The organism is Cedecea neteri NBRC 105707 = ATCC 33855, assembly GCF_001571265.1.
Taxonomy (GTDB): domain Bacteria; phylum Pseudomonadota; class Gammaproteobacteria; order Enterobacterales; family Enterobacteriaceae; genus Cedecea; species Cedecea neteri.
Map to the genome: position 1 here is coordinate 27,999 of NZ_BCTL01000040.1, position 13,388 is coordinate 41,386.

Here is a 13,388-nt window from a genome sequence, read left to right on the forward strand (position 1 = left end):
GACGTCCGTGATGGAATTAAAAAAAGTGCCTTACTATAGCAAAAGCATTTTTGACTGGCATCTGACTTTGCGCGTGAGTTTGTTAATGGTCTTTACACAAATTTACGGGCAAGAAACAGGCCAGTCAAAGCTTTACATAGCGGGAGCGTTGGTCACAAATGACTGCTGTTGCGCTTCTGACATCAGGCGCTGCTGCAGGGCTGTGGCTTCATTGCGGCTGCTGAACGGGCCAAGCTGAACGCGATACACGGCGCCGTTATGAGAAACAGCTCCCGGCACGCCAAACTGTTGACTGAGCTTCTGCTGCCACTGGCTGGCGCGTGCCCCATCGCTCACTGCACCGACCTGAACAACATAACGGCCACTGCTGGCTGGTGCGCTTGCTGCACTACGCTGAACGTGGCCCTGCGTTGAACCCGGAGCGGTGACCGGTGCAGAAACGGCTGGAGCCTGCTGCTCAACGATCGGAGCTGGCTGAGGAGCTACTGGCGGAGTTGGCGTCGCCGCTGGTGTCGCTGTTGCTGCAACAGGCTGCTGCGTAGCTGCCGCGGTTGCCGGGGCATCCGGTGTTTCTATCACGCCTGCCGCAAGTGGCGTAGGAGCACCGAGAAAACCGCTGCCCTGAACAGGTGCGCCTGTGGTATCTGCACTTTGCAGCGTCGAGTTGCTGATGGCGCGCACATCACCCTGTGGAGCTACAGGCTGAGCAGGGGAGGAGGCGCTCCCCATGCCGCCGCTAAGGTCAGGACGAGCCGGCAGCGCATAGGTCTGCTTGGCGATAGTCGTGCATGCCGTACCCGGGCCGGACATTGTGCCGTCCTGAGCAACAATGATTGGGTCGATACGGACTTTTGTATTGTTTGATGTGTTCAGCCTGTCTGCCGCCGCGCGCGATAGCGAGATCGCTCGATCGTTACCGTAAGGGCCGCGATCGTTGATGCGGACTACAATCATGCGGCCATTCGCGAGGTTCGTGATCCGCGCATAGCTTGGAATAGGCAGCGTCGGATGGGCTGCGGTCAACGCATTAGGATCAAACGCTTCACCTGACGCGGTCAGGTTGCTGCCTGGCTCGGCATCGTAAATAGCCGCGAAGCCTGCCTGGCTGAAGTTGGCCGGATTCTGAACAATTTTGTAGGTTTTGCCGTTGTTCTGGTAATCCTGGTTAACTGACGGATTTAGCGGTTCATAGCGTGGCTCAGCGCCGCTGATTTCGACGACTGGACCGTTGCACACGGCCGGCTGTGGTGCCTGATTAACCGGCTGCTGATTCTCATCATTTGACGAACATGCTGCCAGTAACGCCGCTGCGATGCAGACGCCAGCCCACCGTTTTTGCTTACCCATTGCGCACCTCATCCAGTTACACGCTTTTTGATAACATTTTTCTGTGAGTATGTATCGACATGACGATACCAAACCCGGCCATCAGCACGATTAGCGCTGACCCCCCGTAGCTGACCAGCGGCAGCGGCACGCCGACCACCGGTAAGATACCACTAACCATGCCAATATTTACAAATACATAGACGAACAGGATCAGCATCAGCCCGCCAGCCATTACCCGGCCAAAGGTGGTCTGCGCGCGTGCGGCAATAAACAGGCCGCGCATGATCAGCAGCAGATAGAGCGCCAGCAGCACCAGAATGCCGACTAAGCCCAGTTCCTCCGCTAGCACCGCGAAGATAAAGTCGGTATGGCGTTCTGGCAAGAATTCCAGCTGCGACTGTGTGCCGTGCAGCCAGCCTTTGCCGCGGAGGCCTCCGGAGCCGATGGCGATTTTGGACTGAATTATATGATAGCCCGCGCCGAGCGGATCGCTTTCTGGATCTAACAGCATCATCACGCGCGCGCGCTGATAGTCATGCATCAGGAAGAACCACAGGATCGGCACGAAGGCGGCCACCAACAGAACGGCAACCAGAATAAGGCGCCAGCTCATGCCGGAAAGGAACAGCACAAACAGGCCCGATGCGGCGACCAGAATAGATGTCCCCAGGTCAGGCTGGGCGGCAACCAGCAGGGTCGGCATGAAGATCAGTACCAGCGCAATGCCGGTATTTTTTAGCGTGGGCGGGCAAACGTCGCGGTTAATAAAGCGAGCAACCATAAGCGGGACGGCAATCTTGGCGATTTCCGAAGGCTGGAAACGCACGAAACCCAGATCGAGCCAGCGCTGCGCCCCTTTTGAAATGGCCCCGAAGGCATCAACCGCAACCAGCAAAATAATACAGAAAATATAGAGATAGGGCGCCCAGCCTTCGTAGACACGAGGCGGAATTTGCGCCATGACGACCATAATTACCAGCCCCATGAGGATCTGACCGATTTTACGCTCCATCATGCCCATATCCTGCCCGCTGGCACTCCACACCACCAGGGCGCTGAACACCAGCAGTGCGAGGATTGTCACCAGGAAGGTCGGGTCGAGATGAACCTTATCCCAAATCGTTTTTTTATTAGGATTGTCAGTCATGCTTATTGATCCTCTGCGGCCGAGGCGGCCGGTGCTTCAGACGGCAGTACCGTGTTGTTATCCCCCAACATGACGTGGTCGAGGATCTGGCGCATGATAGTCCCGACGGCCGGACCCGCGCCGCCGTTCTCCAGAATCATGGTCACGGCGTACTGTGGGTTGTCATACGGCGCAAAGGCCGTCATCAGCTTGTGGTCACGTAGACGTTCAGCAATTTTATGCGCGTTATACGTTTCGTTGGCTTTCAGACCAAAGACCTGTGCAGTACCGGATTTCGCCGCCACTTTGTAAGGTGCATTGGCGAAGTATTTGTGTGCGGTACCGTTAGGCCGGTTAGCTACGCCATACATCCCGTCTTTGGCGATTTCCCAATAGCCAGAGTGGATATCGCCCACCGGTGCTTCAGTCGGCTGCTGCCAGGGAACCTGTTTGCCGTTTTCGGTGGTGCTCATCAGCAGATGCGGCACACGAACAATGCCGTCGTTTATCAGGATCATCATCGCCTTGCTCATTTGGATCGGCGTGGCTGTCCAGTAACCCTGGCCGATACCGACCGGAATGGTGTCACCTTGATACCAGGGTTTTTTAAAGCGCTTCAGCTTCCACTCGCGCGTCGGCATGTTGCCCGCACGCTCTTCTGAAAGGTCGATCCCCGTCAGGTGGCCATAGCCGAATTTGCTCATCCATTCGCCAATGCGGTCGATCCCCATGTCGTAGGCAACCTGGTAGAAGAAGGTATCGGCAGATTCTTCCAGCGATTTGGTCACGTTGAGGCGGCCGTGGCCCCATTTTTTCCAGTCGCGGTAACGTTTTTCCGAGCCTGGCAGTTGCCACCAGCCCGGGTCAAACAGAGAAGTGTTACGTGTAATAACGCCCGCGCTTAGCGCCGAAACAGCCATATAAGGCTTCACGGTAGAGGCTGGAGGATACACGCCCTGAGTTGCGCGGTTAATCAGCGGGGTATTCGGGTCGTTAAGCAGGCCCGAGTAGTCCTTGCTGGAGATGCCGTCGACGAACAGGTTCGGGTTGTAGCTTGGCATCGACACCAGCGCCAGAATGCCGCCGGAGCGCGGGTCTGTGACCACCACCGCAGCACGGCTGCCCGCCAGCAGGGTTTCGATATACGTTTGAAGCTTCAGGTCCAGCGTCAGGTAAATATCGTGCCCGGCCTGAGGCGGCACTTCTTTAAGCTGGCGTATGACGCGGCCACGGTTATTAACCTCAACCTCTTCGTAGCCCGTTTGCCCGTGCAGAACATCTTCGTAATAACGTTCGATGCCGAGCTTACCGATGTCGTGGGTCGAGGCGTAGTTGGCCAGCTTGCCTTCTTTATCCAGGCGCTCAACGTCTTTATCGTTGATTTTTGAGACATAGCCAATCACGTGAGTCAGCGCGGAGCCATAAGGATAGAAGCGGCGTTTGTAGCCTTTCACTTCCACACCGGGGAAGCGGTACTGGTTTACCGCAAAGCGGGCAACCTGAACTTCCGTCAGGTTAGTTTTGACCGCAATGGAGGTGAAGCGGTGCGAGCGGGCACGCTCTTTCTTGAAATTCGCGATATCGTCATCGGTCAGGTCAACCACCGGGCGCAGCGCTTCTAGCGTTTCCTGAACGTTATCGACTTTTTCCGGCATCATCTCGATTTGATAGATGGTGCGGTTTAGCGCCAGCGGAGTGCCGTTACGATCGTAAATAATGCCGCGACTGGGCGGAATGGGTACCAGCTTAATGCGGTTTTCGTTGGACCGCGTCTGATAGTCGTTAAAGCGAACGATCTGCAGATTATAAAGGTTGGCGATCAGCACGCCGGTAAGCAGCAAAATGCCGATAAAAGCGACCAGCGCCCGGCGCACAAAGAGCGCAGACTCAGCAGTGTAGTCGCGAAAAGAATTCTGTAATTTCATTCGCTGCTTAGTATTACCCGCTCAGGTTTACTCACGATGGTAAGGGTGGTTGGTGGTAATGCTCCACGCCCGATAGAGACTTTCCGCCACCAGTACCCTGACTAGCGGATGGGGCATGGTTAGCGTGGAGAGCGACCAGCTTTGCTCGGCCGCGGCCTTGCAGGCTGGTGCTAATCCCTCGGGGCCGCCGATTAACAGGCTGACATCGCGGCCATCCTGCTTCCAGCGTTCCAGCTGTGTGGCAAGCTGCGGGGTATCCCACGGTTGACCGGGAATATCCAGCGTCACGATTCGGTTACCTTTGCCCGCGGCGGCCAGCATCATTTCGCCCTCTTTTTCGAGGATACGTTTGATATCGGCATTTTTGCCGCGTTTTCCAGCCGGAATTTCTACCAGCTCAAAAGGCATGTCTTTCGGGAAACGACGCAGGTACTCGGTAAAGCCGGTCTGCACCCAGTCAGGCATTTTGGTTCCAACGGCCACCAGTTGCAGCTTCACCCGTTAGCTCCAGAGTTTTTCCAGTTCGTACAGCTGGCGGCTCTCTTCCTGCATGACGTGAACGATAATTTCGCCCAGATCGACCACAACCCAGTCAGAAGCGTTAATGCCTTTCACGCCCATTGGCGACAGGCCAACTTCACGAGAGGACTGAACAACGTGCTCGGCAATAGACATGACGTGGCGGTTAGACGTCCCGGTGCAGATGACCATGCAGTCGGTGATGCTGGATTTGCCTTTAACATCAATCGCGATGATGTCCTGGCCTTTGAGGTCGTCGATTTTATCGACAATGAAATCCTGAAGTGCTTTACCCTGCAAGTGTTCCCCCTGAGAGAATGAGAGTGTTTGGTGTGGCCCGTAAATAACCCTATACCAACAGGGCAGGCGGCTTTGGCTGAAAAATTGGCCGTCCAGCGCGAAGCGCGGGCTATCATCCCATTGCGCGCCGGAGTTTGCATTGCCATTTTTGTAAAACTATTTCAGAAAAGCCGGATTACGGGCAGGAAATTATGGCAGCGGAGCATAACAGCCTGAGGAGTGGTGTCAATGGCTGCAGCTTCCAGTAAAACATAATAGCGTAAAGCTGGGCGTTTCACTGCCGTTCTCCCGCATGCTTCACATCCTGCAGGGGGGCTCAGCGGTACAACCCTTGCTGGAGAATAAACGTTAGCACATTCGGGGGCAGTAGATCGTCACAGGGCTGATTGCTCTCAAGCCGATGGCGAATCGTTGTCGCGGAGATGTCGTAGAGCGGCGTTGGGGCAAGAAAGACTTTGCCGGCCGGCTGCTGGTGGAGCATTTCGACCGAATCCGTTACGTTTTGTGCGAGCCATGCCTGCTGCTCGGGCGTTTCCAGGGTTAGCGGATAGCCGGGCCGCTGGGTGACCAGCAGATGGCACAGCGTAAGTAGCGTTTCCCAACGGTGCCAACGGTGCAAACTGAGCAATGAATCCTGACCAATAATAAAAGCCAACGGCTGTTTGGGCCCCAGTTCGGCGCGAAGCTGCTCCAGCGTTTCCACAGTCCAGGACGGTGTCGAGCGGCTCAGTTCGCGGTCATCCAGAGTGAAAAGCGGGTGGTCTGCAATTGCAAGCTCAATCATCTCTTTGCGTTGCGCGCTGCTCGCTTCCGGCTGTGGGCGATGCGGAGGCACATTGTTGGGCATGATAGTGACGCTTTTTAGCTTCACCAGCCTCGCAAGGGCTTCAACGGATTTCAGATGACCGTAATGGATAGGATCAAAGGTGCCGCCATACAGCGCCAGAAGAGATGAATCAGGCATCAATAAAGATTTCCGGTAAAGCTTTATGGCAGATAAGCAGAGAAAGGCCTTCAAGCTCGTCCCAGACCGACCGCCCGTAGTCCTGTTTCAACGTCAGTTCGATGCGAGTCAGTAAACGAACGGCCTGATAAAGCTGCTCTGAAGAAACACGATTGAGCGCTTCAGTGACCAACTGGCGGCGGTTTTGCCACACGCGTTGCTGATCGAACAGCGTCCGTAAGGGCGTCGTTGCCGACTGGCGTTTGAGATTGACCAGTTGCAGAAGTTCACGCTGCAGGGTTCGCAGTAGAATGACCGGTTCGCTGGCTTCCAGGCGAAGCTGCTGCAATATATGCAGTGCTCGCTTGCTCTTACCAGCAAGCAGTGCGTCCACCCAATGAAAAGGCGTAAAGTGGGCGGCATCGTTCACGGCTTGCTCAACGCGTGGCAGCGTTAATTTACCGTCAGTCCAGATGAGCGACAGCCTTTCCAGCGCCTGAGAAAGCGCCAGCAGATTACCCTCATAGCAGTAGCAGAGCAGCTGATTGGCGGCATCGTCCAGCACCAGATTCATCTGTTTTGCACGCTGATACACCCAGCGGGGCAGATTAGCCTGTTCAGGCGTTTGGCAGGTTACCAGCACAGAGCGATTGGCCAGTTGAGTAAACCAGGCAGCATTTTCCTGCGCTTTCGTCAGTTTATTACCGCGAACCAGCAGCAAAATGTCGTCGTGGAGCAGGCTCACCAGCGTTTCTAGCTGAGCGTTAATGGCGGCATTTGGGCCGTTTTCCGGCAGCAGTAGGAGTAGCGTCTGGCGGCTGGCAAAAAGACTGAGCGCCTGGCAAATCGAAAACAGAGCCTGCCAGTCGGTGGAGGCTTCTAGCTGAACGGTGTGATGTTCTTCAAAGCCGTTTTGCTGGGCGTGTTTACGCACCGCATCCTGGCTTTCCTGTAATAAGAGAGGATCGTTACCTAACAGCAGATACGCCGCGCGCAGCCCTTCATTGAGCTGCGCGTGGAGTTGTTCCGGATACACTCGGATCATTTGCTAACAGAGGTTGCCGGCAGAGTGGTGGATACCCGGCCAGCAGGAGCCGGGGCGACCGTTTTTTGTGCACTAATCGGTTTTGCCTCATCCTTTGTTGCTTCAAGATCTGCGGCGTGAACGGCCAGCAGTTTGCGGATCAGCTGTTGGGCAACGTTGGTGTACATCTCTTTGATAATCAAATCCTGCTCGGCATCTTTCGCCAGCGCAGTCAGTGGGTTATCAAAGAACGAACGGTAGGTCTTCGCGCTGATCGGATAAATGTCGTGACCCGGAATCAGGACCTGGGCATTAACAACCATCACCATCTGGTATTCCGCGGTCTGACCGTTCTGGAACACAGAAGCCGTGTCCTGACCAAGGCTGTAGGCACCCACGCGCAGGGACGGTATATCCTTGCGTACGCCTGTGCCGGTATCGTCCACAATCGTGACGCCGTTTAAGCGCAGTTGCTTACGGATTTCACGCGTTAGCGGACCGTTAGGATCGCCAGAGTTGAGGATCAGCGTCTTCAACTCTGAAGGGACCTGCGTGTTGCCACGCAGGTGAAAACCACAGCCGGCGGTGACAAGCACCGCCAGGGTTACTAACAGGGTGACAAAGGGATGTCGCACGCTTCCTCCTGCGCTTAGCCCACAACCAGGTTGAGCAGTTTACCCGGAACGTAAATCACTTTACGTACGGTTACACCCTCAAGATATTTCGCGACCAGATGTTCCTGACCGGCGCGCTCGCGCACTTGTTCTTCAGTGGCATCGGCAGGTACGGTGACTTTACCACGTACTTTACCGTTAACCTGAACCACGACCAGGCGAGAGTCTTCGACCATTGCCTGCTCGTCAGCCTGTGGCCACGGTGCGTTATCCACATCACCTTCACCACCCAGTGACTGCCACATGTCGAAGCAAACGTGCGGGGTGAACGGATACAGCATGCGCACAACGGCCAGCAGTGCTTCGTTCAGCAGAGCACGATCCTGCTCGCCGTCCTGCGGTGCTTTAGCCAGTTTGTTCATCAGCTCCATAATGGCAGCGATGGCGGTGTTAAAGGTCTGACGGCGGCCGATATCGTCGGTCACTTTAGCAATCGTTTTATGTACGTCGCGGCGCAGGGCTTTCTGATCTTCGCTCAGCGCGGCGATGTCCAGCGCTGGTACAGCGCCACGGTTGGTGTGTTCGTAGACCAGTTTCCAGACGCGCTTCAGGAAGCGGTTGGCACCTTCAACGCCGGATTCCTGCCATTCAAGCGTCATATCCGCTGGTGAAGCAAACATCATAAACAGACGAACGGTATCCGCGCCGTAGCGTTCAACCATGACCTGCGGGTCGATGCCGTTGTTTTTCGACTTCGACATTTTGCTCATGCCAGCATAGACCAGTTCACGGCCTTCTGCGTCACGGGCTTTGATGATGCGGCCTTTCTCGTCGCGCTCAACGATAGCGTCTACCGGGGAAACCCAGTTACGCTCGCCGTTAACGCCGGTGTAATAGAAGGCATCCGCCAGCACCATGCCCTGACAAAGCAGCTGTTTGGCAGGTTCATCGGAAGTCACCATGCCCGCGTCGCGCATCAGCTTGTGGAAGAAGCGGAAGTAGAGCAGGTGCATGATGGCGTGTTCAATCCCGCCAATGTAGATATCCACCGGCAGCCAATAGTTGGCGGCTTTGGAATCCAGCATGCCTTTGTCGTACTGCGGGCAAGTATAACGTGCGTAGTACCAGGAGGACTCCATAAAGGTGTCGAAGGTGTCGGTTTCACGCAGCGCAGGCATGCCGTTAACGGTGGTTTTCGCCCACTCAGGATCGGCTTTAATTGGGCTGGTGATGCCGTCCATCACCACGTCTTCCGGCAGAATAACCGGCAGCTGATCTTCCGGGGTTGGCATCACGGTGCCGTCTTCCAGAGTGACCATTGGGATTGGTGCGCCCCAGTAACGCTGGCGGGAAACGCCCCAGTCGCGCAGACGGAAGTTCACTTTACGCTCGCCTACGCCTTTGGCTGCCAGCTTATCGGCAATGGCGTTGAACGCCTGCTGGAAGTCCAGACCGTCAAACTCGCCGGAGTTAAACAGTGCGCCTTTCTCGGTCATTGCGGAGGCGGAAAGGTCCGGCTCGCTGCCGTCGGCATTCAGAATAACAGGCTTGATTGACAAACCGTATTTAGTGGCGAATTCCCAGTCGCGCTGATCGTGGCCAGGAACGGCCATCACGGCACCGGTGCCGTATTCCATTAGCACGAAGTTGGCCACCCAAACCGGAACGCTTTCGCCGGTCAGCGGATGAATGGCGTTAATGCCGGTTGCAACGCCTTTCTTCTCCATGGTCGCCATGTCGGCTTCGGCCACTTTGGTGTTACGGCATTCTTCAATGAACTCGGCAAGCGCTGGGTTATTTACCGCAGCCTGCTGAGCCAGAGGATGGCCGGCGGCAACGGCCAGGTAAGTCACACCCATGAAGGTATCAGGGCGAGTAGTATAAACGGTCAGCTTCTCGGCGCTGTTTTCTACATCGAAGGTAATTTCTACGCCTTCGGAGCGGCCAATCCAGTTGCGCTGCATGGTTTTAACCTGATCCGGCCAGTGATCCAGCGTATCCAGGTCGTTCAGCAGTTCGTCAGCATAGGCGGTGATTTTGATGAACCACTGTGGGATCTCTTTGCGTTCAACTTTGGTGTCACAACGCCAGCAGCAGCCGTCGATAACCTGCTCGTTTGCCAGTACGGTCTGATCGTTCGGGCACCAGTTCACCGCGGAGGTTTTTTTGTAAACCAGGCCTTTGTTGTACAGCTGAGTGAAGAACTGCTGTTCCCAGCGGTAGTACTCAGGCGTACAGGTAGCCAGTTCACGGCTCCAGTCGTAGCCGAAGCCCAGCGTCTTCAGCTGGTTCTTCATGTAATTGATGTTGTCGTAGGTCCACGGGGCTGGCGCGGTGTTGTTTTTTACCGCAGCGCCTTCAGCCGGCAGGCCGAACGCATCCCAGCCGATCGGCTGCAGGACGTTTTTACCCAGCATACGCTGGTAACGCGCGATAACGTCGCCGATGGTGTAGTTACGGACGTGGCCCATATGTAGTCGGCCGGAAGGATAGGGCAGCATGGAGAGGCAGTAGTATTTCTCTTTGCCTTCGTCTTCGGTCACTTCAAAAGTACGGTTCTCTTGCCAGTGTTGCTGGACGTTAGATTCTATCTCTTCCGGGCGGTATTGCTCTTGCATGGCAGCCAGTAGTCCTGTTAATGAAAGACGGCTACGAAACGTAGCCTTTAATGAATTCGAGTTTAGATCGCCATAGCATAGCCGATTCGACAGCGGCAAAACAGCCTTTCGACGCCCTCAGTGGGCATTTCACCGTTCTGTAACGCTTGCAGTTTTTTACCCAGGGTGTGGCTAATCTAACAAAGCATAGGCGGATTAACGTCTATTATTAGAATCAGTTACCACGCCGCGAATGCGGCAATCCTTCAAGGAGGCAGGCTAACGATGAACAAGGTTGCTCAATTTTATCGGGAACTGGTTGAATCGCTGAGCGAACGGCTACGCAAGGGGGAGCGCGATATCGATGCGCTGGTTGCAAGTGCGCGTAAGCAGATGAATGACACCGGAGAGCTGACCCGAACGGAAATAGAAGAGGTAACGCGTGCGGTACGCCGTGACCTTGAAGAGTTTGCTCGTAGCTACGGGGAAAGTCAGGAAGAGTTTACCGACAGCGTTTTTATGCGGGTGATTAAAGAGAGTTTATGGCAAGAACTGGCGGACATTACCGACAAAACTCAGCTTGAGTGGCGGGAAGTATTTAAAGATCTCAGCCATCACGGGGTGTATCACAGTGGTGAAGTCGTTGGGTTAGGTAATCTGGTGTGTGAAAACTGCCATCACCATATTGCGATTTACACGCCCGATGTGCTGCCAGTTTGCCCGAAATGTGGTCATAACCAGTTTCATCGACGTCCGTTTGAACCTTAAAAAAAAGCCTTCCGTAGGGAAGGCTTTTTGCTGTGGCGCGTTACGCTTAGTGCAGAATCTTCGCCAGGAAGTCTTTGGCGCGCTCGGACTGCGGGTTATTGAAGAAGTCGTCTTTGTTTGAATCTTCGACAATTTTCCCTTCATCCATAAAGATGACGCGGTTAGCCACTTTGCGGGCAAAGCCCATTTCGTGAGTTACCACCATCATGGTCATGCCTTCATTGGCCAGTTCAACCATTACGTCCAGGACTTCGTTGATCATCTCCGGGTCGAGCGCTGAGGTCGGTTCATCAAACAGCATCGCAATAGGATCCATGCACAGGGCACGGGCAATCGCGACACGCTGCTGCTGGCCGCCGGAAAGCTGTGCCGGATATTTATCGGCATGGGCGGCGAGCCCTACGCGCTCGAGTAATTTTAACCCTTTCGCACGGGAAGCCGCTTTATCGCGCTTCAGCACTTTGACCTGGGCAAGCGTCAGGTTTTCGATAATTGACAGGTGAGGGAATAGCTCAAAGTGTTGGAACACCATGCCAACGTGGGAGCGGAGCTGCGCCAGATTGGTTTTTTTATCGTTCACCTGGGTGCCGTTTACCAGGATCTCGCCTTTTTGTACGGGCTCAAGACCGTTGACGGTTTTAATCAGCGTGGATTTGCCGGAGCCAGAAGGCCCGCAAACAACCACAACTTCGCCTTTCTTCACTTCGGTGGAGCACTCGGTCAGCACCTGAAAGTGACCATACCATTTAGAAACATTTTTCAGGGTAATCATTACACAGTCCTTTTCTTCAAGTAGCTGACCAACAGCGATGCACTGAGGCTAATCACAAAATAGACCAGGCCGGCAAACAGGATCATCTCGACCTGTGTACCGTCACGCTCGCCGATGGTGGAGGCGGTGCGGAAGAAGTCTGCCAGGCTTAAAACGTATACCAACGAGGTATCCTGGAATAAAACGATGCCCTGGGTTAACAGCAGGGGCACCATCGCGCGGAAGGCCTGCGGCAGAATAATAAGTTTCATCGACTGCCACTGGGTCATGCCGAGCGCCAGGGCGGCATTTGACTGCCCTCTGGAAATACTCTGAATGCCGGCGCGAATGATTTCTGAGTAGTAGGCGGCTTCAAACATAGAGAAGGCAACCATCGCGGAAATCAGGCGAATATCGGTCTTCGGCGACAGGCCAAGTACCGATTGCAGGAAACCCGGCACGACGAGGTAGAACCACAACAGCACCATCACCAGCGGCACGGAACGGAAAACGTTCACGTAGGCGGTAGCAAACCACGCAATCGGCTTGAAGCTCGACAGACGCATGACTGCCAGCAGCGTGCCCCAGACAATACCAATTACCACTGCGGTAACGGTGATTTTGAGCGTAATGACCAGCCCCTGCATTAAGTAAGGCAGGGCCGGTAAAATAGAACTCCAGTCAAGATCGAGCATTATTTGCCCCCCATATTGCCAGGCAGGCGAATTTTACGTTCAACTACGTACATCACGCCCATGATAACGGCGTTGATCAGGACATAGGCAAGGGTAATCGCCGTAAAGGATTCATAGGCGTGCGCCGAGTAATCCAGCAGTTTGCCTGCCTGTGCAGCCATATCCACCAGACCAATGGTTGAAGCGATGGCCGAGTTTTTTACCAGGTTCATCATTTCGGATGTCATTGGTGGCACGATGACGCGATAGGCGTTAGGCAGCAGCACGTAGCGATAGGCCTGCGGCAGAGTGAGTCCCATTGCAAGGGCAGCATTCTTCTGCCCACGAGGCAGAGATTGGATTGCGGCACGCACCTGTTCGCAGACGCGGGCAGCGGTAAACAGCCCCAGGCAAATCATTGACGAGAGGAAGAACTGGATGTTGGGATCCAGCTCGGACTTAAACCACATGCCGAGGTTTTCCGGCAGCAGTTCAGGCACGACCAGATACCAGGTAAAGAATTGGACTATCAGGGGAACATTGCGAAAGAGTTCAACGTATAGCGTACCGAGCCCGGACAGGAATTTGTTAGGGACCGTACGCAAAATACCAAACAGAGACCCTACCAGAAAAGCAATGATCCATGCGGTAATTGACAGGGCGACGGTGACCTGGAAGCCATTCCAAATCCAGCCCAGATAGGTTGTGTTGCCGAACGGGGCGGGCTGTAAAAAGATTCCCCAGTTCCAGTCTATAGACATAACTTACTCCGAGATAAAAAAAAGAGGGTAGCGCAGGCTACCCTCGAAGATTGATGA

At 54.8% G+C, this 13,388-nt stretch carries 13 protein-coding genes; 1 reads left to right on the forward strand and 12 read right to left on the reverse strand.

Annotated features, from left to right (window positions below; genetic code table 11):
* Nucleotides 1-132: 132 nt before the first annotated feature.
* The 9 genes from rlpA to leuS all read right to left on the reverse strand — a co-directional run bounded on the left by rlpA (nt 133) and on the right by leuS (nt 10,398).
* Nucleotides 133-1,347 carry an endolytic peptidoglycan transglycosylase RlpA gene (gene rlpA / locus CNE01S_RS17115; protein WP_061277487.1) on the reverse strand — a complete coding sequence of 405 codons (1,215 nt, stop codon included), beginning with the start codon at nt 1,345-1,347 and terminating at the stop codon, nt 133-135.
* 16 nt (nt 1,348-1,363) lie between these two features.
* Nucleotides 1,364-2,476, reverse strand: a complete 1,113-nt coding sequence (mrdB, locus tag CNE01S_RS17120) for a peptidoglycan glycosyltransferase MrdB (protein ID WP_008456051.1) — start codon at nt 2,474-2,476, stop codon at nt 1,364-1,366.
* A gap of 2 nt (nt 2,477-2,478) precedes the next feature.
* Nucleotides 2,479-4,380 carry a peptidoglycan DD-transpeptidase MrdA gene (gene mrdA, locus CNE01S_RS17125; RefSeq protein WP_061277488.1) on the reverse strand — a complete coding sequence of 634 codons (1,902 nt, stop codon included), beginning with the start codon at nt 4,378-4,380 and terminating at the stop codon, nt 2,479-2,481.
* A 27-nt stretch (nt 4,381-4,407) separates the two neighbouring features.
* Nucleotides 4,408-4,878 carry a 23S rRNA (pseudouridine(1915)-N(3))-methyltransferase RlmH gene (gene rlmH / locus CNE01S_RS17130; protein ID WP_008456055.1) on the reverse strand — a complete coding sequence of 157 codons (471 nt, stop codon included), beginning with the start codon at nt 4,876-4,878 and terminating at the stop codon, nt 4,408-4,410.
* 3 nt (nt 4,879-4,881) lie between these two features.
* The gene (rsfS, locus tag CNE01S_RS17135; RefSeq protein WP_038474720.1) at nt 4,882-5,199 is read right to left on the reverse strand and encodes a ribosome silencing factor; all 318 of its coding nucleotides are present in this window, start codon (nt 5,197-5,199) and stop codon (nt 4,882-4,884) included.
* 316 nt (nt 5,200-5,515) lie between these two features.
* Nucleotides 5,516-6,163: a nicotinate-nucleotide adenylyltransferase gene (nadD, locus tag CNE01S_RS17140; RefSeq protein ID WP_061277489.1), complete on the reverse strand. Its 648-nt coding sequence runs from the start codon at nt 6,161-6,163 to the stop codon at nt 5,516-5,518.
* Nucleotides 6,156-7,187 carry a DNA polymerase III subunit delta gene (gene holA, locus CNE01S_RS17145; RefSeq protein WP_061277490.1) on the reverse strand — a complete coding sequence of 344 codons (1,032 nt, stop codon included), beginning with the start codon at nt 7,185-7,187 and terminating at the stop codon, nt 6,156-6,158. Before holA ends, nadD begins: the two co-directional genes overlap by 8 nt.
* Entirely contained in the window at nt 7,184-7,801 is a 618-nt protein-coding gene (lptE, locus tag CNE01S_RS17150; protein WP_061277491.1) for an LPS assembly lipoprotein LptE, read from the reverse strand. The genes holA and lptE overlap by 4 nt, the downstream gene beginning before the upstream one ends.
* A gap of 14 nt (nt 7,802-7,815) precedes the next feature.
* The gene (leuS, locus tag CNE01S_RS17155; protein ID WP_061277492.1) at nt 7,816-10,398 is read right to left on the reverse strand and encodes a leucine--tRNA ligase; all 2,583 of its coding nucleotides are present in this window, start codon (nt 10,396-10,398) and stop codon (nt 7,816-7,818) included.
* A gap of 264 nt (nt 10,399-10,662) precedes the next feature.
* Here leuS and CNE01S_RS17160 point away from each other — a divergent pair, with 264 nt between their 5' ends.
* Nucleotides 10,663-11,145: a zinc ribbon-containing protein gene (locus CNE01S_RS17160; protein ID WP_008456066.1), complete on the forward strand. Its 483-nt coding sequence runs from the start codon at nt 10,663-10,665 to the stop codon at nt 11,143-11,145.
* Between the two features lie 46 nt (nt 11,146-11,191).
* Here CNE01S_RS17160 and CNE01S_RS17165 read toward each other — a convergent pair whose 3' ends face one another.
* From CNE01S_RS17165 to CNE01S_RS17175, 3 genes are read right to left on the reverse strand one after another with little or no spacing between them, the layout of a single operon-like run.
* Nucleotides 11,192-11,917, reverse strand: a complete 726-nt coding sequence (locus CNE01S_RS17165; protein WP_008456069.1) for an amino acid ABC transporter ATP-binding protein — start codon at nt 11,915-11,917, stop codon at nt 11,192-11,194.
* Entirely contained in the window at nt 11,917-12,591 is a 675-nt protein-coding gene (gltK, locus tag CNE01S_RS17170; protein ID WP_039291165.1) for a glutamate/aspartate ABC transporter permease GltK, read from the reverse strand. The genes CNE01S_RS17165 and gltK overlap by 1 nt, the downstream gene beginning before the upstream one ends.
* Nucleotides 12,591-13,331 carry an amino acid ABC transporter permease gene (locus CNE01S_RS17175; protein ID WP_038474698.1) on the reverse strand — a complete coding sequence of 247 codons (741 nt, stop codon included), beginning with the start codon at nt 13,329-13,331 and terminating at the stop codon, nt 12,591-12,593. The genes gltK and CNE01S_RS17175 overlap by 1 nt, the downstream gene beginning before the upstream one ends.
* Between the last annotated feature and the right edge of the window lie 57 nt (nt 13,332-13,388).

Bases quoted from the DNA above. Each gene is read 5' to 3' on its own strand.
- holA (WP_061277490.1), bottom strand. From the start codon at position 7,187: ATGATCCGAGTGTATCCGGAACAACTCCACGCGCAGCTCAATGAAGGG.
- leuS (WP_061277492.1), bottom strand. From the start codon at position 10,398: ATGCAAGAGCAATACCGCCCGGAAGAGATAGAATCTAACGTCCAGCAA.
- mrdA (WP_061277488.1), bottom strand. From the start codon at position 4,380: ATGAAATTACAGAATTCTTTTCGCGACTACACTGCTGAGTCTGCGCTC.
- rlpA (WP_061277487.1), bottom strand. From the start codon at position 1,347: ATGGGTAAGCAAAAACGGTGGGCTGGCGTCTGCATCGCAGCGGCGTTA.
- gltK (WP_039291165.1), bottom strand. From the start codon at position 12,591: ATGCTCGATCTTGACTGGAGTTCTATTTTACCGGCCCTGCCTTACTTA.
- CNE01S_RS17165 (WP_008456069.1), bottom strand. From the start codon at position 11,917: ATGATTACCCTGAAAAATGTTTCTAAATGGTATGGTCACTTTCAGGTG.
- nadD (WP_061277489.1), bottom strand. From the start codon at position 6,163: ATGCCTGATTCATCTCTTCTGGCGCTGTATGGCGGCACCTTTGATCCT.
- CNE01S_RS17160 (WP_008456066.1), top strand. From the start codon at position 10,663: ATGAACAAGGTTGCTCAATTTTATCGGGAACTGGTTGAATCGCTGAGC.
- mrdB (WP_008456051.1), bottom strand. From the start codon at position 2,476: ATGACTGACAATCCTAATAAAAAAACGATTTGGGATAAGGTTCATCTC.
- CNE01S_RS17175 (WP_038474698.1), bottom strand. From the start codon at position 13,331: ATGTCTATAGACTGGAACTGGGGAATCTTTTTACAGCCCGCCCCGTTC.